Annotated in this window: 17 protein-coding genes; 5 read left to right on the top strand and 12 right to left on the bottom strand. The window is 59.8% G+C overall.

The features are described from left to right. Entirely contained in the window at positions 1 to 2,691 is a 2,691-nt protein-coding gene (locus ACWHXD_RS08925; protein ID WP_138762168.1) for a DEAD/DEAH box helicase, read from the top strand. Positions 2,692 to 2,792: 101 nt separating this feature from the next. Here the strand turns inward: ACWHXD_RS08925 and ACWHXD_RS08920 are convergent, their stop codons facing one another. The 3 genes from ACWHXD_RS08920 to ACWHXD_RS08910 all read right to left on the bottom strand — a co-directional run bounded on the left by ACWHXD_RS08920 (position 2,793) and on the right by ACWHXD_RS08910 (position 8,078). Then, a complete protein-coding gene (locus ACWHXD_RS08920) occupies positions 2,793 to 6,104 on the bottom strand; it encodes a DEAD/DEAH box helicase (RefSeq protein ID WP_138762169.1) in 3,312 nt (1,103 codons plus the stop codon). 120 nt (positions 6,105 to 6,224) lie between these two features. Beyond that, positions 6,225 to 7,235, bottom strand: coding sequence for a beta-N-acetylhexosaminidase (nagZ, locus tag ACWHXD_RS08915; RefSeq protein WP_098952405.1), 1,011 nt, complete (start codon positions 7,233 to 7,235; stop codon positions 6,225 to 6,227). A gap of 135 nt (positions 7,236 to 7,370) precedes the next feature. Continuing rightward, positions 7,371 to 8,078 (bottom strand): TetR/AcrR family transcriptional regulator, encoded by a 708-nt coding sequence (locus ACWHXD_RS08910; RefSeq protein ID WP_003189661.1) that lies wholly within the window; start codon positions 8,076 to 8,078, stop codon positions 7,371 to 7,373. A 267-nt stretch (positions 8,079 to 8,345) separates the two neighbouring features. Here ACWHXD_RS08910 and lexA point away from each other — a divergent pair, with 267 nt between their 5' ends. After that, positions 8,346 to 8,954: a transcriptional repressor LexA gene (gene lexA, locus ACWHXD_RS08905; RefSeq protein WP_003172575.1), complete on the top strand. Its 609-nt coding sequence runs from the start codon at positions 8,346 to 8,348 to the stop codon at positions 8,952 to 8,954. Positions 8,955 to 8,964: 10 nt separating this feature from the next. Continuing rightward, positions 8,965 to 9,438, top strand: a complete 474-nt coding sequence (sulA, locus tag ACWHXD_RS08900) for an SOS-induced cell division inhibitor SulA (RefSeq protein WP_005786162.1) — start codon at positions 8,965 to 8,967, stop codon at positions 9,436 to 9,438. Between the two features lie 37 nt (positions 9,439 to 9,475). On the opposite strand, the gene ACWHXD_RS08895 is transcribed toward sulA, so the two are convergent. The 8 genes from ACWHXD_RS08895 to ACWHXD_RS08860 all read right to left on the bottom strand — a co-directional run bounded on the left by ACWHXD_RS08895 (position 9,476) and on the right by ACWHXD_RS08860 (position 18,598). Then, positions 9,476 to 9,709, bottom strand: a complete 234-nt coding sequence (locus ACWHXD_RS08895; protein WP_003189656.1) for a hypothetical protein — start codon at positions 9,707 to 9,709, stop codon at positions 9,476 to 9,478. Between the two features lie 732 nt (positions 9,710 to 10,441). Continuing rightward, complete coding sequence (locus ACWHXD_RS08890; protein ID WP_003189653.1) at positions 10,442 to 10,963, bottom strand: DUF6586 family protein; 522 nt, start codon at positions 10,961 to 10,963, stop codon at positions 10,442 to 10,444. A gap of 191 nt (positions 10,964 to 11,154) precedes the next feature. Further along, a complete protein-coding gene (gene topA / locus ACWHXD_RS08885; protein WP_138762170.1) occupies positions 11,155 to 13,776 on the bottom strand; it encodes a type I DNA topoisomerase in 2,622 nt (873 codons plus the stop codon). A 114-nt stretch (positions 13,777 to 13,890) separates the two neighbouring features. Continuing rightward, positions 13,891 to 14,127 (bottom strand): DUF1653 domain-containing protein, encoded by a 237-nt coding sequence (locus tag ACWHXD_RS08880; protein WP_138762171.1) that lies wholly within the window; start codon positions 14,125 to 14,127, stop codon positions 13,891 to 13,893. A gap of 98 nt (positions 14,128 to 14,225) precedes the next feature. Beyond that, positions 14,226 to 15,401 carry an acetyl-CoA C-acyltransferase FadA gene (fadA, locus tag ACWHXD_RS08875; RefSeq protein WP_003189650.1) on the bottom strand — a complete coding sequence of 392 codons (1,176 nt, stop codon included), beginning with the start codon at positions 15,399 to 15,401 and terminating at the stop codon, positions 14,226 to 14,228. Between the two features lie 29 nt (positions 15,402 to 15,430). Then, entirely contained in the window at positions 15,431 to 17,578 is a 2,148-nt protein-coding gene (gene fadB / locus ACWHXD_RS08870) for a fatty acid oxidation complex subunit alpha FadB (protein WP_003189649.1), read from the bottom strand. A gap of 365 nt (positions 17,579 to 17,943) precedes the next feature. Then, a complete protein-coding gene (locus ACWHXD_RS08865) occupies positions 17,944 to 18,138 on the bottom strand; it encodes a hypothetical protein (RefSeq protein ID WP_032892846.1) in 195 nt (64 codons plus the stop codon). A gap of 22 nt (positions 18,139 to 18,160) precedes the next feature. Then, positions 18,161 to 18,598, bottom strand: a complete 438-nt coding sequence (locus ACWHXD_RS08860; RefSeq protein ID WP_138762172.1) for a hypothetical protein — start codon at positions 18,596 to 18,598, stop codon at positions 18,161 to 18,163. Positions 18,599 to 18,703: 105 nt separating this feature from the next. On the opposite strand from ACWHXD_RS08860, the gene ACWHXD_RS08855 reads away from it, so the two are divergent. Beyond that, positions 18,704 to 19,144 carry a universal stress protein gene (locus ACWHXD_RS08855; protein WP_032892849.1) on the top strand — a complete coding sequence of 147 codons (441 nt, stop codon included), beginning with the start codon at positions 18,704 to 18,706 and terminating at the stop codon, positions 19,142 to 19,144. 182 nt (positions 19,145 to 19,326) lie between these two features. Here ACWHXD_RS08855 and ACWHXD_RS08850 read toward each other — a convergent pair whose 3' ends face one another. Further along, entirely contained in the window at positions 19,327 to 21,249 is a 1,923-nt protein-coding gene (locus ACWHXD_RS08850) for an ATP-binding cassette domain-containing protein (protein ID WP_032892850.1), read from the bottom strand. A 213-nt stretch (positions 21,250 to 21,462) separates the two neighbouring features. Between ACWHXD_RS08850 and ACWHXD_RS08845 the strand changes: the two genes are divergently transcribed. After that, positions 21,463 to 23,391 carry a transglycosylase SLT domain-containing protein gene (locus ACWHXD_RS08845; protein WP_138762173.1) on the top strand — a complete coding sequence of 643 codons (1,929 nt, stop codon included), beginning with the start codon at positions 21,463 to 21,465 and terminating at the stop codon, positions 23,389 to 23,391. Positions 23,392 to 23,403: the final 12 nt, after the last annotated feature.

Genomic DNA, 23,403 nt, shown 5'->3' with positions numbered 1-23,403 from the left:
ATGCCCCTGACGTCGTCGTTGACCAAACCCCTGGCCCCTTCGTGGGCCAATCGCTTCAAAGAGCAGAGCCTTGAGCGCGGGCGGCGCTACGCCCTGGAAAACCGCGTGCGCATCGTCGAGTGCGGCGACAGCACCATCACCGCCAGTTGCGAAGGCTCGGGCGGCAACGTTTACCGCCAGACCATCTCACTGCGCGAATCGGCCAAGGGTTTGCTGATCCTGGTAGACAGCCGCTGCACGTGCCCGGTACACACCAACTGCAAACACATCGCGGCGGTGCTGCTCAAGGTTCAGGAAACCCTGGCCTACCCGGCAGCGGCCCAGGATGCGCAACTGCTGGAAAAGCTCCAGGCGGTGCTGGATAACCGCGTGGTCCTGCCCCAGGTGGTGATGGACGACGTGCCACCGGTGCCGCGCCTGTGGCTGGCCAGCGTCGAGTTCAGCGCGTTCGAGCCGCGCAACGGCAAGATGCAGCGCTATATCCAGCACCGTGCGGCGCTGTCGTTCAACTACCTGGGCAACTATGTCAGCGGGCAAAAAAATGCCGACATCATTGTGCGCCAGGAGACCCAGAGCCTGCGGATCAAGCGCCAACCCGAGCAGGAACAGGCCTATCGCGAACACCTGCGCCTGCTTGGCTTCAAGATCGCCACGCGCCAGAGCAAGGCCCTGCCGGAAAGTGCCGGCGAGCTGTTCGAGATGGTCAATGACAGCGCCTGGCTGAACTTCACCCTCAATGTGTCGCCAAGCTTGCGCGCCGAGGGCTGGGAGCTGCAGATCGATGAAGACTTCGGCTTTGACCTCAGCCCGGTCGATGACTGGTATGCCACCGTCGATGAAGGGCCGGAACGCGACTGGTTCGACCTGGAGCTGGGCATTATCGTCAACGGCGAACGCTTGAGCCTGCTGCCGATCCTGCTGAACCTGATGCGCTCCCACACCGAGATTCTCAACCCGGAGAAGCTCGCGCGGCGCCGCGATGAAGAGCTGATCCTGGTCAACATCCCCGGCCTGCCCAACGGCCACGGCCCGCTGCAAGTGGCGCTGCCCTACGGCCGCTTGAAGCCGGTGCTGGCGACCCTCGGCGAGTTTTACCTGCAGGAAGCCGGCACCACCGCGCTGCGCCTGGCCAAGGCCGACGCGATTCGCCTCAACCCGCTGGAAGACCTGCCACTGCAATGGGAAGGCGGCGAGAAGATCCGCAACTTCGCCCAGCGCCTGCGCGATATCAAGGACTTCACCTGCGCGGCGCCTGAAGGCTTGAATGCGACCTTGCGCCCCTATCAGCTGGAAGGCTTGAGCTGGATGCAGTCACTGCGCCAACTGGAGGTGGGTGGGATACTCGCGGATGACATGGGCCTGGGTAAAACCCTGCAAACCCTGGCGCATATCCTTACCGAGAAAATCGCCGGGCGCCTTGATCGGCCGTGCATGGTCGTGATGCCTACCAGCCTGATTCCGAACTGGCTCGATGAGGCTGCGCACTTCACCCCGCAGCTGAGAGTGCAGGCACTTTATGGCGCGGGGCGTAAGAAACATTTCGCCAACCTGAATGACTACGACCTGCTGCTGACCACCTACGCCCTGCTGCCCAAGGACATCGAACAGCTCGCCGCCCTGCCCTTGCACGTCTTGATCCTGGATGAAGCGCAGTACATCAAGAACCCGTCCAGCAAGGCGGCCCAGGCCGCGCGCGAACTGAATGCCCGCCAGCGCCTGTGCCTGAGCGGCACGCCCTTGGAAAACCACTTGGGCGAGCTGTGGTCGCTGTTCCACTTCTTGCTGCCGGGTTGGCTGGGCGACGTGAAGAGCTTCAACCGTGATTACCGCGTGCCGATTGAAAAACGCGCCAGCGAGGTGCGATTGCAACACCTCAACGGCCGGATCAAACCCTTCCTGCTGCGCCGTACCAAGGAGCAAGTGGCGACCGAGCTGCCGCCCAAGACCGAGATTATCCACTGGGTCGATCTCAACGAGGCCCAGCGCGACGTGTACGAAACCATGCGCCTGGCCATGGATAAAAAGGTCCGCGACGAGATCACCCGCAAGGGCGTGGCCCGCAGCCAGATCATCATCCTCGAAGCCCTGCTGAAACTGCGCCAGGTGTGCTGCGACCTGCGCCTGGTCAACGACGCTACCCTGCCCGCCCGTGGCAGCAGCTCGGGCAAGCTCGACAGCCTGATGGACATGCTCGATGAGCTGTTTGCCGAGGGCCGCCGGATCCTGCTGTTCTCGCAGTTCACCTCGATGCTGAGCCTGATCGAGGCCGAACTGAAAAAACGCGGGGTTGCCTACGCCTTGCTGACCGGCCAGACCCGGGATCGACGCACCCCGGTGAAGGATTTCCAGAGCGGCAAGCTGCAGATCTTTTTGATCAGCCTGAAGGCTGGCGGCGTAGGCTTGAACCTGACCGAAGCCGACACGGTTATCCACTATGACCCCTGGTGGAACCCGGCCACGGAAAACCAGGCCACCGACCGTGCGTACCGCATCGGGCAGGAAAAGCCGGTGTTCGTGTACAAGATGATTGCCCGAGGCACGGTGGAGGAGAAAATTCAGCACTTGCAGAAGGAGAAGTCCGATCTGGCGGCGGGCGTGCTGGATGGGCGGACCACGGGGGATTGGCAGTTGGGCAATGAAGAGATTGAGGCGTTGTTTGCGCCGTTGCCCAATAAGCAAGAGAAGCGCTGACTGTTAGGCCGCCTTCGCGAGCAAGCCCGCTCCCACATTTTGATTTGTAAATACATTCAAGTGTGGGAGCTGGCTTGCCTGCGATGGCCGCGCCGCGGTCTTCAGCCTGGCAAAGGCGCAAACAGCGCCTCAATATCCCGCTGCTCCAGCTTCCAACCCGCACTGGCGCCACCTTCCAGCACCCCATCGGCCAACGCAGCCTTCTCCAGTTGCAAGGCCTGAATCTTTTCCTCCACCGTGCCCCGGGCAATCATCTTGTACACAAACACCGGTTTGTCCTGCCCGATGCGGTAGGCACGGTCGGTGGCCTGATTTTCCACCGCCGGGTTCCACCACGGGTCGTAATGAATCACCGTATCCGCCGCTGTCAGGTTCAAGCCCGTCCCGCCCGCCTTCAGGCTGATCAGGAATAGCGGTGTCTTGCCGTCCTGGAAGTTCTCAACGGGCGTACGTCGGTCAACGGTCTCTCCCGTCAGGATCGAGTACTCAACCCCACGCAGCTTGAGCTCCTCTTCGATCAACGCCAGCATTGAGGTGAATTGCGAGAACAACAAAATCCGCCGCCCCTCGCTGAGCAACTCTTCCAACATGTCCATCAAGCTACCCAGCTTGCCAGTGTCGGCCTTGGCCGCTTTAGTCATCGGCACAGACTTGACCAGGCGCAAGTCACAGCACACCTGGCGCAGTTTGAGCAGGGCTTCGAGGATGATGATCTGGCTGCGGGCCACGCCATGACGACTGATCTCATCGCGCACCTTTTTATCCATGGCCACACGCACCGTTTCGTAGACATCCCGCTGTGCATCGCTGAGCTCTACCCAGTGCACGATTTCCGACTTGGGCGGTAACTCCGTGGCAACCTGTTCCTTTTTGCGCCGCAACAGGAACGGCTTGATACGTGCCGTGAGGTGCTGCATACGCTGCGCATTACCGTACTTTTCGATGGGCGTGCGGTAATCGCGATTAAAGCTCTTGCTATCGCCCAACCAGCCCGGCAACAAGAAATGAAACAGTGACCACAGCTCACCCAAGTGGTTTTCCAACGGCGTACCGCTCAAGCATAAACGTTGGCCGGCCTCCAACTCACGAGCCGCCTGGGCTGCCTTGCTGTTGGGATTCTTGATGTTTTGCGCTTCGTCGAGGATCAGCACACTCCAACATTGAGGCTGCAGCACTTCAAGGTCTCGCGACAGCAGCGCGTAAGTGGTGAGGACCAGGTCGTAATCGGCCAGGCGCGCGAAGTCAGCCTGGCGCTGCGAGCCGTGCAGCGCCAGGACCTTGAGTTGAGGGGTAAAACGCGCGGCTTCATCCATCCAGTTGGGGACCAGGCTGGTGGGCATCACCGCCAGAGCAGGCGCCTGCAAGCGGCCGGCCTGTTTCTCACAGAGCAAATGGGCAAGGGCCTGCAGGGTTTTCCCCAGGCCCATGTCATCCCCAAGAATCCCGCCGACGTCCAGCTCGCGCAGGGCTTGCATCCAGTTAAGGCCTTCGAGCTGGTAGCCACGTAGTTCGGCGTTCAGGCCCTGAGGAGCCGGTACATTGACGTGCGTGGCCTCCTTGAGACGCTTGGCGAAATCACGCAGCCGCTCGCCGCCCTGCCAGACCAAGGGTATTGCATCCAGGGTGCTGAGCCGTGCCGCGTCGGGCGCGCTCAACCGCAGTGCATCGCCTTCAGGTGCGCGCAGGTAGAGTTCGCCGAGGGTCGCCATCAGGGGTTTGATACGGCCGTAGGGCAGCGCGACTTTGGTGTGAGTGCCGGCGCCCAAACTGACCAATACCCGCTCATCATCGTCACGTTCAGCCATGTAAGTGGCATCGAGTAGTTTGGGCTGGTGACGCATCAAGTCGAGCATGATTGGCAACAGGCTGTGCCGCTCGCCATTGACCTCGACGCCCAGCTCAAGGTTGAACCACTCATGACCCGGCGTCTCTTCGATATCCGCGTACCAGTGATCCACAGCCTCCACGTCGTAATAAAAGCCCGGATGGATGACCACCTCCCACCCGGCCTCGCGCAAAACCGCCAGGTCGCGTTCAACAAAGCGCAGCCAGGCTTCATCAGTGGGTAGATCGAACATATCTCCGGCACTGGCAGGCAGCGCACGGGTTTTGCGAGTGACCGCTTTAAGGCCGATCTTCGTGAGGGTCTTGCGCAGGGCTTTTTCAGCCAACGGCTTGCGTTGGATACGTTGGGTTTCGGTGCCGTTGAGAAACAGGATGTCCTCAGTGCCTTTGCCGCTGACCAGGCAGGCGTCGTATCGGTAAGCCAAGGCGGCGCGGTGTTCAAACGTGAGCATTTGCCGATGGTGCGCCTGGCTGTAGACGTAGGACTCGTCGCTACCCAAGGTGAGGCATCCTTGAGGCTCTAACGTATCGACCACACGCTCGGTCAGCTCGCGCGGCGGAGGAATCACCTTGGATATCGAACTGATCCGATGACTGAATAACGCGACCTGATCAGCTGGAATCATCGGCAAGGCGCAAAGATGCATGGCCAGATTGTCATCCAGCCCGTGATCGATCACCCCGATCGCCAAGTTATCGCGGTCAAGATAATGAAGCGGTTTGAGGGGCAACACCTTGTCCAACTCGCGTCCGTTGCTGATCCACTTGGGAATGTGATTGCCATCGGACAACATGGCCCAATCAAAACGCGCGGGCAGAGCCGGGCCGGACTTAAGCGCCAGGCCTGGGCCCTGCTCAATAAACAGACGTTGGGTTTTCAGCGCCAATTGGAGAATTTCGGCCCCTGGCTCGCCGGCCAGCTGATAACGGGTGTTATAGGAACTATAAGACCGGCTCAACAACAGCAATCGACAAATACGTGTATCCAACTCATGCATATAGGCGGGAGCACGTCGCAACGTCTCATCGATCGAGTACAGCGGCTTGATATCGCTGTAGTCACCTTTCTTCGACACACGCGCCCGATATAGCTCTAATGACCACCTCGTCGAATAGGGATCGGGGGAGAGCTGATACAGCAAAGAGGTGCCCGTATTCCTGGGTTGTTCCTCATCCACAGGCGTGGGTTCAGGGATGCTTTCAAGCCACTTTTCGAGCTGGGGGCTGAGGCGCTCAACCGGTGTCTTTTGCTGCTTTACAGGCGGGTTCAGGTCTTCGTGCAGGACAGTCAACATAAACAGCGCCGCAGCCGCGTGCTTGCAATTGATCGCTACCGGGCAAGAACACACACACTCGACAGTCGCCCAATTTGATGTGACAACATGTGTGATCACCTGGTTGTAGACGTTACGACCGGAGCCCTTGCAACGCGCGATCAACCGGTGTTTTCCCACTTCGACTATTTCGAGACGACTTTCACCAGCGTACTCGAAACCACGCTCCAGTGAACGAGGGTCAAAGCGCTCTTGCCAATCCAATTCTACGATACGTGCGATCAGGTCATTCATGGGGCAGCACTCTACAACGGTCGGCAACGCGATTTAAAGCAGGCCGACTCCCACAAAGCGGTAAGAGATAGCTACAGCAACACCCAGACGCTTCCTACACCAAGCCTCTTTCGTTAACGTTTATTCGATCAGTTGAGCGTCTCGCAACGCTGTGAGGGCCGCCAACCAGCGTGGATCCTGCTTGTAATCCGTCGACGCAACCGCCTGCCCACGCATACGCGCAATCCGCGCTGACGGCGTGACCTTCATCCGCTGCGCTGCACTCAGCGCCAACTCGGCCGCCGCACGGTCATTGCACACCAAGCCCATGTCACAGCCGGCGGTCAGGGCCGCTTCGATACGACTGGCCGCATCGCCGACCACATGGGCGCCGGCCATGGACAGATCATCGCTGAAGATCACCCCGTCGAACTGCAACTCACCGCGCAGGATGTCCTGCAACCAGCGGCGTGAGAAGCCGGCAGGCTGGGCATCGACCTGCGGGTAGATGACGTGCGCCGGCATCACGGCGGCCAATTGCTTGCTCAGGCGTGCGAAAGGCACCAGGTCATTGGCGCGAATCTGTTCCAGGCTGCGCTCGTCAGTGGGAATGGCGACGTGGGAATCGGCCTCGGCCCAACCGTGGCCAGGGAAGTGCTTGCCGGTGGCGGCCATGCCGGCGCTGTTCATGCCGCGGATAAAGGCACCGGCGAGCACGGCAGCGCGTTCGGGGTCGCCTTCAAAGGAGCGGGTGCCGACCACGGCGCTGCGTTGGTAATCCAGGTCCAGCACCGGGGCAAAACTCAGGTCCAGGCCCACCGCCAGCACTTCGGTGGCCATGATCCAACCGCATTGTTCGGCCAGGTATTCGGCGTTGGGGTTATCCGCCAGCGCACGCATGGCCGGCAGGCGTACAAAGCCTTGGCGCAGACGCTGCACGCGGCCGCCTTCCTGGTCCACGGCCAGCAGCAAATCCGGGCGCACTGCGCGAATGGCTGCGCTCAACTCGCGAACCTGGCGTGGGTGCTCGATATTGCGCGCAAAAATGATCAGGCCGCCCACTTCCGGTTGGCGCAACAGATGACGATCCTCGGCCGTGAGCCAGGTACCGGCGACGTCGACCATCAAAGAACCTTGCAGGGCAGCAGTCATAAACCTTCCTTAAATAACGCACACAACCCGTCGTCCTTGCCAGGCACGGCAAGGACGACGGGTTGTGAATAAATAGCTGAAATCGGCATGGCGGCTAGCTTAGCGGATGCAAGCGGCCGCGCCCACCCGCAGCGATCAAACCTTGGCGGCGACCGGTACGGTTTTGCTGCGTGGGCGTAACTGGGCGGCGGCCATGGCCGGATCGCTGACGCCGGTTTCGGCACGCATGCCAGCGGCGAGGAACGGCACCATCAAGCGCATGACTTGCTCGATGGAAGTGTTCACGCCGAAATCGGTCTCGGCAATCGCCCGCAACGCTTTGATACCGGACATGCTGAAGGCAGCGGCACCGAGCATGAAATGCACGCGCCAGAACAGTTCGATAGGCGGAATACGCGGGGCCGCTTCGTTGACCAGCAGCATATAGCGGCGGAACACCTTGCCGTACATGTCTTCCAGATAACGGCGCAAGTGGCCCTGGCTCTGGCTGAACGCCAGGCCCAGCAGGCGCATGAAGATCGACAGGTCGTTGCCGCTGCGAGGCTGCACAACCAGCGCTTGCTCCACCAGGATTTCCAGCAGCTCTTCCAGGCTGGGCTTGTGATCGGCCTTGGCCTGGCGACGTTCCAGCTCACGGTCGAGGCTTGCGCAGAACGGGCCCAGAAAGCGTGAGAACACTGCCTGGATCAGGGCCTTTTTCGAGCCGAAATGATAGTTCACAGCAGCGAGGTTGACCCCAGCCTTGCTGGTGATCAGCCGCAATGAAGTTTCAGCAAATCCTTTTTCCGCGAACAATTGCTCGGCAGCATCGAGAATGCGTTCAACGGTTTCCGACTGGGCCATGGCTACTCCGCCTGACAAACAAACACTTGTTTGAAACATACGTTTCAGAGTGTGTCTTGTCAAGCCTGGGGGTCCGCTTTGCGGCTGGTCGGTCATCTGTTTCATCGCTATTTAATCACATCCTCGCAGCTCTGTAGGCAGCGCCGCTTCTGCTCTGTAGGACGGCTGACGGATGACCGTCCAGCGGAGCCGCTAAAAAGGATGATTGCCAAGCGCAGTTCACTGTATATAATCCCAGTCACTGTATAAAAAGACAGAGCGATCAACATGCTAAAACTGACGCCACGCCAAGCTGAGATTCTGGCTTTTATCAAGCGCTGCCTTGATGACAACGGGTACCCGCCTACCCGTGCGGAGATTGCCCTGGAACTGGGGTTCAAGTCCCCGAACGCCGCCGAGGAACACCTCAAGGCCCTCGCTCGCAAAGGTGCGATCGAGATGACCCCGGGTGCTTCGCGGGGTATTCGTATCCCTGGCTTCGAAGCCAAGGCCGACGAGTCGACATTGCCGATCATCGGCCGCGTCGCCGCAGGTGCGCCGATCCTGGCGCAGCAGCACGTCGAAGAATCCTGCAACATCAACCCGACCTTCTTCCATCCTCGCGCCGACTACCTGTTGCGTGTGCACGGCATGAGCATGAAAGACGTGGGCATCTTTGACGGTGACCTGCTGGCGGTCCATACCACCCGCGAAGCCCGCAATGGCCAGATCGTCGTGGCCCGTATCGGCGACGAGGTCACGGTCAAACGCTTCAAGCGCGAAGGCAGCAAGGTCTGGCTCCTGGCCGAAAACCCTGAGTTTGCCCCGATCGAAGTCAACCTGAAAGACCAGGACCTGGTGATCGAAGGCTTGAGTGTCGGCGTCATTCGCCGCTAAAGGAGGCATCATGCAGCTCGTGCACACCCCACAACACACACAACTGTCGCTGTTCGAGGCCTTCATGGCCCAACCCCTTGCGCCGATCCTCAAGGAAACGGTCGAAGCCCCCTGGGGCGGCGAACCTGAGGCGTTCAGTGAATTGTCGTTGCGCGGTGCGGCTGAGAGCTGCCTGAACCTGCTGGCACCTATCCTGCGCGAATTAAGCGAAGATCAGGACGCCCGCTGGCTGACACTGATCGCCCCGCCCGCCAGCCTCACCCAGGCCTGGCTGCGGGACGCCGGGCTCAACCGTGAGCGCATCCTGTTGCTGCAACCACGCGGCGCACAAAGCGCCCAGCAACTAACCTGCGAAGCCTTGCGCCTGGGCCGTAGCCATACGGTGGTGAGCTGGTTGAACCCGCTGAATGCCAGCGCCAAGCAGCAACTGATCAGCGCTGCACGCACGGGTGATGCACAGAGTTTGAATATTCGATTGGGGTAATGACGGGCGCGCCACAGACGCAGCCTTCACCAAGGACTCAGTGAAGAACGCGCGGCCCTTCTTCTTTCTCCGGCTCGCCTTCGGCAAGGCGACCAGCCATCTGCACGCCCACGCTCAACATGGCTTTAGCCACTTCGACGTGCTGGCCTTGCAGGAAGACCTTGGCGTCTTCGGAGAAATCCAGAATAACCAGAGAACCCTCGTCCTCCGCCCGGCGCAGTTCGATTCGGCCGTCAGGCAGTTCAACAATTTCCAGAAAGGACGTTGGCATAAAAGTCTGTTCTCCACGAAAGGCCTGGGATTATATCAGTCATCCACCCAGCCTCGCAGGGGATATGGACAGGTTTGTTGACGGCTTGATGAATGGTGTCCTGGGCAACACGCTTCTCTCTGTGGGAGCTGGCTTGCCTGCGATGGCGGTGGGTCAGTTATTACTGGGCTTTTCTGACTCACCTCTATCGCAGCATGGGCATTCACAGAACTTTGCAAGCTGTAGCAGCCAACGGTAACCACGATGCGAAGCGAGTAGCTCTTGATCTCGCTCTGCTTGTGATCTTGATCTGGCTTTTGATCTTAGGCGCCCCGTTAAACCACGCCGGCCGAACGCAGGCTTGAATTCGTGGGTAACCCGGCAGGACGCCGGGTTACCCACGGATTCAAGCCTGCGTTCGGGCACACCGAGCCTAAGCGAGGTGCCGAGTGGTGGGGCAAGAGCCCTTTGGTTACTTTGGGGCTTTTCCAAAGTGACCCGCCGTCAGGGCGGAACCCTAAGTAGCCATTACCGCAGCAATGGATATGTACACAATACAACTGTGTTGACTGCCAGGCAGCCTTCGCGAGCAAGCCCGCTCCCACAATTTGATCGCGGGGCGTCAGCTAGATAGGTGTCGGCTGGCAGGCCGTCATCGCAGGCAAGCCAGCTCCCACAGTTGGATCCTGGGGCGCCAGGTCGATAAGCGTCGGCTGTCCGGTCGTCACGGGAGCAAGCTCCCTCGCCACAGGTTCAGCACTCGTTCAGCCCTTCACGAAAACGCAACGCCATCTTTTTCAACTCCTGGCGCCAGCCTTCCAACTCCTCACGGCTCAACGGCTTGGGCTCATCCTGCTCCAGGGCCACGGCGACGATCAGCGGCTGGGTAACATCCCCCTTGGGCACGTGGGGAATACGCGGCGGCTGAAACATATCCGCATGGGCCTTGAGCAGCCGCGCCACCCAACTGTCAGGGCTCTGGGCCATTTCCACCAGTTCGGCCAACTCGGGGATGGCCATGGAATCCAGCACTTCACGATTCATGATCATTTCCGCCCGCGGTGCGCCCGCCTGGGGCAAGCGGTAGAACCCGGCGATTTCATGGCACAGCCCCAGCAAGGCACCGTACAGGTGGAACAACGCCGCTTCGCGCCCCGCCTGTACCAGCGCGATGGCATTCATCTCTTTCCCTTCCTCGGCACGGCCAAGGGCCTCCAGGGACAAACCCGCGAAGTAAATTTTCTGATTGGTACGGGTATAGAGTTCGTTGGCCATGACGGCAATCTCCACAACGAATAGGCGTGATGCTGGCTGTGTAGGAGCGAGCTTGCTCGCGAAAAACTTCCAGGCACCGCAGGGTGCCAGGTTTCCCGCGTTTTCGTTAACGATCTTCGCGAGCAAGCTCGCTCCTACAGTAAGCAAAAGCCGTCTATACAGACGGCTTTTGGCGTTAACAGACTAGCGGATCAAGCGCCTTGGCGCTTGTCCTCGACCTTCCACTTGCCGCCGTCGTAGAAGGCTTTCCAGCCAGTAGGCTTGCCGTCCACTTCGGTCTGCACGTACTGCTCCTTGGTCTTGCGGCTGTAGCGGATCACGGCTGGGCGACCATCCGGGTCCTTCTTCGGCGCTTCACACAGGAAGTGGTACTTCGGATCGATCTCGTCCTTGTGCGGCACGATCTCCATCACCAAGGGGGCACGGGTCTCGCGGTTTTTCGGGAACTGGCTGGCGGCCAGGAACAGCCCCGAAGCGCCGTCACGCAGGATGTAGGTGTCGTTGACCTTCTCGCACTTGAGCTCAGGCATCTTCACCGGGTCCATTTTCGGCGGCGCCGCATCCCCGCTTTTCAGCAGTTTGCGGGTGTTCTTGCAGGTCGGGTTGGTGCACCCGAAGAACTTGCCGAAACGGCCGGTCTTGAGCTGCATCTCGCTGCCGCACTTGTCGCATTCCAGGCTCGGGCCTTCATAGCCCTTGATGCGGTAGGTGCCCTCTTCGATCTCGTAGCCGTTGCAATCGGGGTTGTTACCGCAGATGTGCAGCTTGTGCTTCTCGTCCAGCAGGTAGGCGTCCATCGCCGTGCTGCAGATCGGGCAGCGATGCTTGCCGCGCAGCACCAGCGACTCGGATTCACCCTCATCGTCAGCCGCGATTTCATCGCCCGGCACCAGGTTGACGGTCGCCTTGCAGCGCTCTTTCGGCGGCAGGCTGTAGCCCGAGCAACCGAGGAACACGCCGGTGGAAGCGGTACGAATCTGCATCGGACGACCGCAGGTGGTGCACGGAATATCCGTCATCACCGGCTGGTTGGCGCGCATCCCGTTCTCAGGGTTCTCGGCCACTTCGAGCTTTTTCTTGAAGTCGCCATAGAACTCGTCGAGCACGTTTTTCCAGTCGCGCTCGCCCTGGGCCACGTCATCGAGGTTCTCTTCCATGCCGGCGGTGAAGCCGTAGTCCATCAGGTTGGAGAAGCTCTCCGACAGACGCTCGGTCACGATGTCGCCCATCTTTTCCGAATAGAAACGACGGTTGTGCAGCGCAACGTAGCCACGGTCCTGGATGGTGGAGATGATCGCCGCGTAGGTCGAAGGACGACCGATACCGCGCTTCTCCATCTCTTTGACCAGGCTGGCTTCGGAATAACGCGCCGGCGGCTTGGTGAAATGCTGGGACGGGTCGAGCTTGATCAGCTTCAACGTGTCGCCCTGGGCCATGTCCGGCAGCACGTCATCATCGCCAGGCTTGGCGATCTGCGGCATCACACGGGTGTAGCCGTCGAACTTGAGGATACGGCCCTTGGCACGCAGCTCGAAATCGCCCGCGCCCACGCTGACGGTAGTAGACAGGTATTGCGCTGGCAGCATCTGGCACGCCAGGAATTGGCGCCAGATCAGCTCGTAGAGGCGCTCAGCGTCGCGCTCCATGCCGCTCAGCTTGGCAGGCGTGGTGTTGGCGTCAGAAGGACGAATCGCTTCGTGAGCCTCTTGTGCGCCTTCCTTGCTGCTGTAGACGTTCGGCTTCTCCGGCAGGTAGGTCTTGCCGAATTCGCTTTCAATATAGGCACGCGCCATCGCCACCGCGTCTTGCGACAGGTTGGTGGAGTCCGTACGCATATACGTGATGTAGCCAGCCTCATACAGACGCTGGGCCATCATCATGGTCTTCTTCACCCCGAAGCCCAGGCGGTTGCTCGCGGCTTGTTGCAGGGTGGAGGTGATGAACGGCGCCGATGGCTTGCTGCTGGTCGGTTTGTCTTCACGCTTGACGATGCTGTAGCTGGAGGCCTTGAGCTTCTCCAGCGCGGCCATGGCCTGGGCTTCGTTCAGCGGCTTGAAGGCCTCGCCTTTCTCACGCGCCACTTCAAAGCGCACGTTGGCGCCCTTGGCAGTGCCCAGGTCGGCGTGGACTTCCCAGTATTCTTCAGGGATGAACGCACGGATCTCGCGCTCACGCTCCACCACCAGCTTGACCGCTACCGATTGCACACGGCCGGCAGACAGGCCACGGGCGATCTTCGCCCACAGCAGTGGCGAGACCATGTAGCCCACGACGCGGTCGAGGAAGCGACGGGCCTGCTGGGCGTTGACACGGTCAATGTCCAGCTCGCCCGGCTTGGAGAACGCTTCCTGAATGGCTTTCTTGGTGATTTCGTTGAACACCACGCGCTTGTAGCGGCTGTCATCACCGCCGATGGCTTCGCGCAGGTGCCAGGCAATGGCTTCCCCTTCGCGGTCCAAGTCCGTCGCGAGATAGATGGTGTCGGCATCTTTGGCGAGCCGGCGCAGCTCTTCGATGACCTTTTCCTTGCCCGGAAGGATTTCGTACTTGGCCTTCCAGCCATGGTCCGGGTCCACACCCATGCGCGAAACCAGTTGCTTGCGCGCTTTTTCTTTAGGCGTGAGTACAGGACCTTCGCCCGCGGCGGCCTTGCCGCGCTTGGCGGCAGGCTCCTTGCTGGCGCTAGCCGAACCGCTGGTGGGCAGGTCTCGGATATGGCCGATACTCGACTTCACCACGTACTCGTTGCCCAAGTACTTGTTGATGGTCTTGGCCTTAGCCGGGGATTCCACAATGACCAGCGATTTGCCCATGGATCGGAAAATTCCTGAATTCGAGAAGTGAAAGGCAGTTGGCGCCTGACGCGGCAACGCTATATATAGTGGCAACCGGATGAGGTCAAGCGCAGCATTCTGCGCGACCTGCCGTTATTGCCGTTTAAAAAGACTGGCTTCGGCCTGGACCAAAGCAAAGCGCGGGACCTGCTCGCCGTCAACTTCGACGGTCTCCAGGAACATGCTCAAAGGGCGCACCCAAAAGCCGTATTCACCATACAGCGCTTGGTAAAACACCACTTCTTCTTCGGTTTCAGAGTGGCGCGCCACGCTGAAAACACGGTACTGCGGCCCCTTGTAATGCTGGTAGAGCCCGGGTTCGACTTTCATGCTCTGGCCCTCATGCAAAATTTGTTGAAAAAAAATATTTAAAAGTTCCAAAAAACAAAAACCGGGGCACTGGGCCCCGGCTTCCGTCAACCGAACGTTTAGACGCGTTCGAAGACGGTGGAGATGCCTTGGCCGAGACCAATGCACATGGTAGCAACCCCAAGGTTGCCGCCATTTTGCTTCATCACGTTAAGCAAAGTGCCGGAGATACGCGCACCGGAGCAACCGAATGGGTGGCCCAGGGCAATCGCACCGCCGTGCAGGTTAACCTTCTCGTTCATCTTGTCGAGTACTTTCAAATCTTTCAGCACGGGCAGGGCCTGTGCGGCGAAAGCTTCGTTGAGCTCGAAGAAGTCGATATCGGAGATGGAAAGGCCTGCGCGCTTCAAGGCTTTTTGTGTGGCCGGTACTGGACCATAGCCCATGATCGCCGGATCCACACCCGCCACTGCCATCGAACGAATCACGGCCAGCGGCTGGATACCCAGGTCCTGGGCACGTTGCGCCGACATCACGATCATGCACGAAGCACCGTCGGTGATCTGCGAGGAAGTACCGGCTGTCACGGTGCCACCCTTTGGATTGAAGGCTGGCTTGAGAGCCGCCAGGCTTTCCAGGGTGGTGTCCGGACGAATGGTTTCGTCGTAGTCGAACAGTTTCAGGAAACCGTTCTCGTCGTAGCCGTTCATCGGGATGATTTCATCCTTGAACTTGCCTTCCACAGTCGCCTTGTGGGCGAGCTGGTGGGAGCGCAGGCCGAAGGCGTCCTGGGCTTCACGGGTGATGCCGTGCATTTTGCCGAGCATTTCCGCGGTCAGGCCCATCATGCCCGAGGCTTTCGCCGCGTAGAGGGACATGTGCGGGTTAGGATCGACGCCGTGCATCATGCTGACGTGGCCCATGTGCTCCACGCCGCCGACTACGAACACATCGCCGTTGCCGGTCATGATCGCTTGGGCAGCGGTGTGCAGCGCGCTCATCGACGAGCCGCACAGGCGGCTGACGGTCTGACCAGCGGCAGTGTGCGGGATCTGGGTCATCAACGACGCCATGCGCGCGATGTTCCAGCCCTGCTCCAGGGTCTGGTTGACGCAGCCCCAGATCACGTCCTCGACTTCGTTCGGGTCGACCTTGGTGTTGCGCTCCAGCACTTTGCTGATCAGGTGCGCCGACATGTCTTCGGCGCGGGTGTTGCGGTGCATGCCGCCCTTGGAGCGGCCCATCGGCGTACGACCGAAGTCGACGATCACGACGTCTCTTGGATTCAAGCTCATAAATATTCTCGCTCTAGTCGTCTGGGCACTTAACCGAAGAAGCTCTGGCCGTTCTTGGCCATTTCACGCAGCTTCGCGGTCGGGTGGTACAGCGGGCCCAGATCAGCGTACTGATCAGCCAGGGCAACGAACTGGGCCACACCGATGGAGTCGATGTAACGCAGCGCACCACCACGGAATGGAGGGAAACCAATACCGTACACCAGGCCCATATCGGCTTCGGCGGCGGTTTCAACGATGCCGTCTTCCAGGCAACGCACGGTTTCCAGGCACAGGGCGATCATCATCCAGTTGATGATGTCCTCGTCAGACACCTCACGCTGTTCGTAGATGACTGGAGCGAGTACTTCGTGCACCGATGGGTCGGCCACTTTCTTCTGCTTGCCCTTCTTGTCGGTCTCGTAGGCGTAGAAACCCTTGCCGTTCTTCTGGCCCAGGCGCTTGGCTTCGTAGAGTGCGTCGACAGCCGAACGACGGTCGTCTTTCATGCGGTCCGGGAAGCCCTCAGCCATGACGTCGCGACCATGGTGGCCGGTGTCGATACCGACCACGTCCATCAGGTACGCCGGGCCCATTGGCCAGCCGAATTTTTCCATGACCTTGTCGATGCGTACAAAATCAACGCCGGCGCTGACCAACTTGGCGAAACCGCCGAAGTACGGGAACAGCACGCGGTTGACCAAGAAGCCCGGGCAGTCATTGACCACGATCGGGTTCTTGCCCATTTTCTTGGCGTAGGCAACGGTAGTGGCCACGGCCAGTTCGCTGGACTTCTCGCCACGGATCACTTCTACCAGCGGCATCATGTGCACCGGGTTGAAGAAATGCATGCCGACGAAGTTTTCCGGACGCTTGAGGGCCTTGGCCAGCAGCGAGATGGAAATGGTCGAGGTGTTGGAGGCCAGGATGGTGTCATCTTTGACCTGGGCTTCTACTTCAGCCAGTACGGCTTGCTTGACCTTCGGGTTTTCGACAACCGCTTCGACCACCAGGTCGACGTGGCCGAAATCGCCGTAGGACAGCGTAGGACGAATGCCGTTAAGCACTTCAGCCATTTTTGCAGCGGTCATGCGGCCTTTATCAACGCGGCCCACCAGCAGCTTGGCAGCTTCGGCCAGGCCCTGTTCGATCCCGTGTTCGTTGATGTCTTTCATCAGGATCGGCGTGCCTTTGGACGCCGACTGATAAGCGATACCGCCACCCATGATACCGGCGCCGAGTACGGCAGCCTGTTTCACGTCCTTGGCAATTTCGTCGTAGGCCTTGGCCTTTTTCTTCAGCTCTTGATCGTTCAGGAACAGGCCGATCAGGCTTTGCGCAGCCGAGGTTTTCGCCAGTTTGACGAAGCCTGCCGCTTCCACTTCCAGGGCTTTGTCGCGACCGAAGTTCGCGGCCTTCTGGATGGTCTTGATCGCTTCAACCGGCGCCGGGTAGTTCGGGCCGGCCTGGCCTGCCACGAAACCTTTGGCGGTTTCGAACGACATCATCTGTTCGATGGCGTTGAGCTTGAGTTTTTCCAGCTTCGGCTGACGCTTGGCCTTGTAGTCAAATTCGCCGCTGATGGCGCCCTTGATCAGGTTCAGCGCGGCTTCGGCCAGCTTGTCCGGAGCTACTACCGCGTCGACGGCACCGACTTTCAGTGCGTCTTCGGCTTTGTTTTCCTTACCGGCGGCGATCCATTCGATCGCGTTGTCAGCACCGATCAGGCGCGGCAGGCGCACGGTACCGCCAAAGCCTGGGTAGATGCCCAGCTTGACTTCCGGCAGGCCGATCTTGGCCGTCGCGGACATGACGCGGAAGTCTGCCGCCAGGCACATTTCCAGGCCGCCGCCCAACGCGATGCCATTGATGGCAGCAACGGTCGGCACGTTGAGGTCTTCGAAATCGCTGAAGATCTTGTTGGCTTCGAGGTTGCCAGCCACCAGCTCGGCATCGGGCAGCTTGAAGTTGTCGACGAATTCGGTGATGTCAGCGCCGACGATAAACACGTCCTTGCCGCTGGAGACGATCACGCCCTTGACCGAAGCATCTGCTTTGATGGTGTCTACGGCCTGACGCAGTTCGTTCAGGGTTAGACGGTTGAACTTGTTGACGGACTCACCCTTGAGGTCGAATTTGAGTTCGACGATGCCACTTTCAAGAGCCTTAACCGTGATGGCTTTACCTTCGTAAATCATCAACTGATCTCCACGATATGGAAGCTGAACAGTACACACTGGACGCTGGTCTCTGGTTTGACATTGACAGTTGAGTCAATGCTCACGCCAATCCGCCAGGCACACCCGCCAGTGCGATAGTCGGGTTTTGTATGAGTCGTCTGACAGGCAAACGCTCAATTCATACGCCCGTTTGATTTGGGTACGCCACCTTCATCCAATTCCGAGCAATTGTCAATCGCTCCAAAGGCTAGTAAAAACGCGACTTTCCAGTCATTTCAGAACCCGGCCCACAGGCGAGCCACCCGTCAATATTCAAATATTCACAGGATCAATAATAGAAAAGATGTGGGAAAAGGCTGTACAGAAAGCAATACACAGCTAGGCTAGCGGCAACCTACAGATTTACCGGCCTGCCTGGCCACCTCCAGCCCGATGATGATGTCGGGCTTTTTATTGCCCGGTTTTCCGGGCTTTTTATCGCTCGACTTTTCTGTAGGAGCGAGCTTGCTCGCGAAAATCTGGAGAGCGCCGCGTATAGCCTGATTACCCGCGTTATCGTTGGCGATTTTCGCGAGCAAGCTCGCTCCTACAAGGTTTAGGTCAGGCCAGGGCCTTGAGCAGCGTATCAATATCTTTCAGGACGCTTGCGTCGCCCTTCTCACCCCAATACAAAGCAATCATCTGCTTGTCGGCCTCGACCTTGTAGACGTTCGCCGGCAGCGTTGCAAAATGCGGCAACAACTTCTCATCCTCACAGGGTTCCCGCCACTGATTGACCCATAGCCCTGGCTCCAACTGCCAGTAACTCCAGATCGCGGGGGTGCTGCCGCGCCGTGGTCGGCAGTACTGCGCACAGGGGCTCGGCGGCTCCTGCTTGAGCCAATGCGGCCACTCCTGAGGCGCCAACTGCATGGCCAACCCGATGCGGCGTGCCTCCATGCGCAGGGCCATGCGCCCACTCTGCTGGCGCGAAGGACGCAGCCATACCAGGGGGCTTAAAACCACCGCAAGGATTGACACCACTATCCAGACCGTCATATGTGTACTCCCGAATTTCTAGATGAGCGGATTTGATCTGCGGCAACCCCATCCGCTTGAAAGCAGCCATACTGAACTTATTGCAGTCCCCTGGAGGAACGCCTCATGCCCTACGAACATATTCTGGTCGCTGTCGACCTGACCGAAGAGTGCGACCCAGTGATCAAGCGCGCACAGGAATCCGCGATTGCCAATGGCGCCAAACTGTCGTTGGTACACATCGTCGAGCCCATGGCCATGGCCTTTGGTGGTGACGTGCCAATGGACCTTTCCCAGTTGCAGCAACAACAATTTGACCAGGCCAAGGAGCGCCTGGAACGTTTGATTGTCAAATACCCGCACCTGAAAAAGGATGACTGCCACCTGACATACGGCCAACCGCGCCAGGAAATCCACCAATTGGCCAAGGAAAAGGCTTGCGACTTGATCGTGGTGGGTAGCCATGGTCGTCACGGTTTGGCGTTGTTGCTGGGTTCTACTGCCAATGATGTATTGCACGGCGCGCCGTGCGATGTATTGGCCGTCAAACTGGTAAAGAGTTCGTAAGACCAATGAAGGTCTAATGTGTGAGCTGGCTTGCCTGCGATAGCGGTGTATCAGCCACCCGATGCATCAACTGACAGACTGCTATCGCAGGCAAGCCAGCTCCCACAGTTGAATCGCATTTCATATTAAAAAGCCCGGCGCTCATAGAAGAGCGCCGGGCTTTTTTATTGCGGTGCGATCACTCAGGCATCCAGCTCGGCCCAACGCTCCACCAACGCTTCCAGCTCCTGGTTCAACGTCTCCAGGGACGCGATGACCTTGGCAGTTTCTGCCGCAGGGCGCAGGTAGAAACCAGCGTCAGCCATTTCCGCTTCCACCGCAGCAATCTGCTGTTCCTTGGCGTCGATCTCACCCGGCAAAGCTTCCAGCTCGCGCTGCAACTTATAGCTGAGCTTCTTCTTGGCCGGCGCAGCGTCAGCCGCCGGTGCAGGCGCTTCGGCAGCGACCGGAGCCACCACCGCCGTGTTCAAGTCTGCTTTGCCCGACTTGCTCTCGGTCACGCCCAGCAGGCGCGGTGAGCCGCCCTGACGCAGCCAGTCCTGATAACCGCCCACGTATTCACGCACCTTGCCTTCGCCTTCGAAGACCAGGGTGCTGGTGACCACGTTATCGAGGAATTCCCGGTCGTGGCTGACCATCAGCACGGTGCCGTTGAAGGTCAGCAAGACCTCTTCCAGCAGTTCCAGGGTTTCCACGTCGAGGTCGTTGGTCGGTTCGTCGAGTACCAGCAGGTTGGCCGGCTTGCTGAACAGCTTGGCCAGCAGCAAACGCGCACGCTCACCACCCGACAGCGCCTTGACCGGCGTGCGCGCACGTTGCGGGCTGAACAGGAAGTCGCCCAGGTAGCTGAGTACGTGGCGGCTCTGGCCGTCGATGTCGATAAAGTCACGGCCTTCGGCGACGTTGTCGATCACGGTCTTTTCCAGGTCCAACTGGTGGCGCAACTGGTCAAAGTAGGCCACGTCGATGCGAGTGCCCTCTTCCACCTTGCCGCTGGTCGGTTGCAGACCGCTGAGCATCAGCTTGAGCAACGTAGTCTTGCCGGTACCGTTGGCGCCCAGCAGGCCGATACGGTCGCCACGCTGCAGGACCATGGAGAAGTCCTTGATCAGGAACGGGCCGTCCGGGTGATGGAAGCTGACGTTCTCCAGCACCATCACTTGCTTGCCCGACTTGTCGGCAGTATCGAGCTGGATATTGGCCTTGCCGGTACGCTCGCGGCGCTCACTGCGCTCGACGCGCAAGGCTTTCAAGGCACGCACGCGGCCTTCGTTACGGGTGCGACGGGCCTTGATGCCCTGGCGGATCCAGACTTCTTCCTGGGCCAGCTTCTTGTCGAACAGCGCGTTGGCGGTTTCTTCGGCCGCCAGGGCGGCTTCCTTGTGCACTAGGAAGCTGGCGTAGTCGCCGTTCCAGTCGATCAGGCCGCCACGGTCCAGTTCGAGGATGCGCGTGGCCAGGCTCTGCAGGAATGCACGGTCGTGCGTGATAAACAGCACGGCGCCCTGGAAGTCCTTGATGGCTTCTTCAAGCCAGGCAATTGCGCCGATGTCCAGGTGGTTGGTCGGTTCGTCGAGCAGCAGCAGGTCCGGCTCGGACACCAGGGCCTGGGCCAGCAGCACGCGACGACGCCAGCCGCCGGACAATTCGGCGAGGGTCTTGTCGGCCGGCAGTTGCAGGCGGCTCAGGGTGCTGTCCACCAGTTGCTGCAAGCGCCAGCCGTCACGGGCTTCGAGGTCTTGCTGGACGTGCATCAGCTTGTCGAGGTCTTCCTCGGTGACACAGTTCTGCGCCAGGTGATGGTATTGCGCGAGCAACTCGCCAACGCCGTCCAGGCCTTCGGCAACCACGTCGAACACTGTCCGTCCGTCGGCCACCGGCAATTCTTGCGGCAATTCGCCGATCTTGAGGCCCGGGGCACGCCAGACAGAGCCGTCATCGGGCTTCTGGTCGCCTTTTACCAGCTTCATCATGCTGGACTTGCCGGTGCCGTTGCGGCCGATGATGCACACCCGCTCACCACGGGCGATCTGCCAGGACACCTTGTCCAACAACGGCATGGCGCCGAAAGCAAGGGACACATCGCTGAATTTGAGCAGGGTCATACGCTTCTCCAAAAACTGGGCGCGTATTCTACCTGATGTGAGGGTGGGATGCGGTCGGCATTTTCTCTATTGACACGTTCTGTAGGACATTTCCGGAGAACTTGAACGAACCAGCCGGCAAAGCTTTCGCGGGCCGCTGGCAAAAGGCTAAGCTAGGGGCAATCAGTGTCGGCAGTGCCGGTGCTAGTCGTGATTTCTCTGCACGGACGTCTCATGCGCAGTCGCCTTTTCAACTTTTTATCTTGTCTGCTTCTTTCCGCCACTGCCGTTCAATCCGCCCAGGCGGTGGACCTCACCACTCAACGCCAGTATTACGATCAAGCCAAACGTGCCCTGGCCAAGGGCGACAGCGGCCCCTACATGCAATACAGCCAGGCCCTGGCCGATTACCCGCTCACGCCCTACCTGGCCTATGACGAGTTGACCGCGCGCCTGAAAACCGCGAGCAACGAGGAAATCGAACAATTTCTCGCCAAACACGGCGACCTGCCCCAGGCCAACTGGATGAAACTGCGTTGGCTGCGCTGGCTGGCCGAACGCGGCGATTGGCAGACCTTTGAAAAGTACTACGACACCAAGCTCAATTTCGTCGAACTGGACTGCCTGCATGGCCAATACCAGCTCAGCCACAACCTGAAGGCCGAAGGCTACAAGACCGCCGAAAAGCTGTGGATGACCGGCAAATCCCAGCCAGCCGCCTGTGACGCCACGTTTGGCCAGTGGGCCGCTGCCGGCCAACTCACCGAGCAGAAGATCTGGGAGCGCGCCAAGCTCGCCGCCGAAGCGCGTAACTACGCACTGGCCAACAGCCTGGTGAAAACCCTGCCTACCCTCGGCGCCCAAGGCCGCTTGATGGTGGATGTGGCGCAAAAGCCCGACATGCTCAGCGACCCGTCACGCTTTCAGCCGGCCACCGAGGCCATGGCTGACGCCGTGGGCCTGGGCCTGCGCCGCCTGGCACGCCAGGATCCGGACAAAGCCATGTCGCTGCTCGATGGTTACGCCAGCAGCATGCACTTCTCCCGTGACGAAAAAGTGTCGATTGCCCGCGAGATCGGCTTGACCCTGGCCAAGCGCTTCGACCCGCGCGCGCTGGAGGTCATGACCAAGTACGACCCCGAGTTGCGCGACAATACGGTCTCCGAGTGGCGCCTGCGCCTGCTGCTGCGCCTGGCGCGCTGGGAAGACGCCTACCAATTGACCCGCAAACTCCCACAAGACCTGGCCACCACCAACCGCTGGCGCTACTGGCAGGCGCGCAGCCTGGAGCTGGCCGAGCCGAAAAACCCGCAGGCTTTGGTGCTGTACAAAAATGTGGCCAAGGAACGGGATTTCTACGGTTTCCTCGCCGCTGACCGCTCCAAATCCCCTTACCAGTTGAACAACAAGCCGCTGGTGATGAGCCAGGCCCTGGTCAACAAGGTCCGCAACACCCCAGGCGTGCGCCGGGCCCTGGAATTCTACGCCCGCGGCCAGATCGTCGACGGCCGCCGTGAGTGGTACCACGTCAGCCGTCATTTCAACCGTGACGAAATGGTCGCCCAGGCCAAACTGGCCTACGACATGAAGTGGTACTTCCCGGCCATCCGCACCATCAGCCAGGCCCAGTACTGGGACGACCTGGACATCCGCTTCCCGATGGCTCACCGCGACACCCTGGTGCGCGAAGCCAAGGTACGCGGCCTGCACTCCAGCTGGATCTTTGCCATCACGCGCCAGGAAAGCGCGTTTATGGATGACGCCCGCTCCGGCGTTGGCGCCAGCGGCCTGATGCAACTGATGCCCGGCACCGCCAAGGAAACCGCGCGCAAGTTCAGCATTCCCCTGGCCTCCCCGGCCCAGGTGCTGGACCCGGATAAAAACATCCAGCTCGGTGCTGCCTACCTGAGCCAGGTGCACAGCCAGTTCAACGGCAACCGCGTGCTCGCCTCCGCCGCCTACAACGCCGGCCCCGGCCGCGTGCGCCAATGGCTGCGCGGCGCAGACCACTTGAGTTTCGACGTGTGGGTGGAAAGCATCCCCTTCGACGAAACCCGCCAGTATGTGCAGAACGTGCTGTCTTATTCGGTGATCTACGGGCAGAAGCTCAATTCACCGCAGCCGTTGGTGGATTGGCATGAGCGCTACTTCGACGACCAGTGACATGTTGTAGGA

Source organism: Pseudomonas fjordensis (genome assembly GCF_976987115.1).
This window is presented reverse-complemented; position numbering and strand designations above follow the sequence as displayed.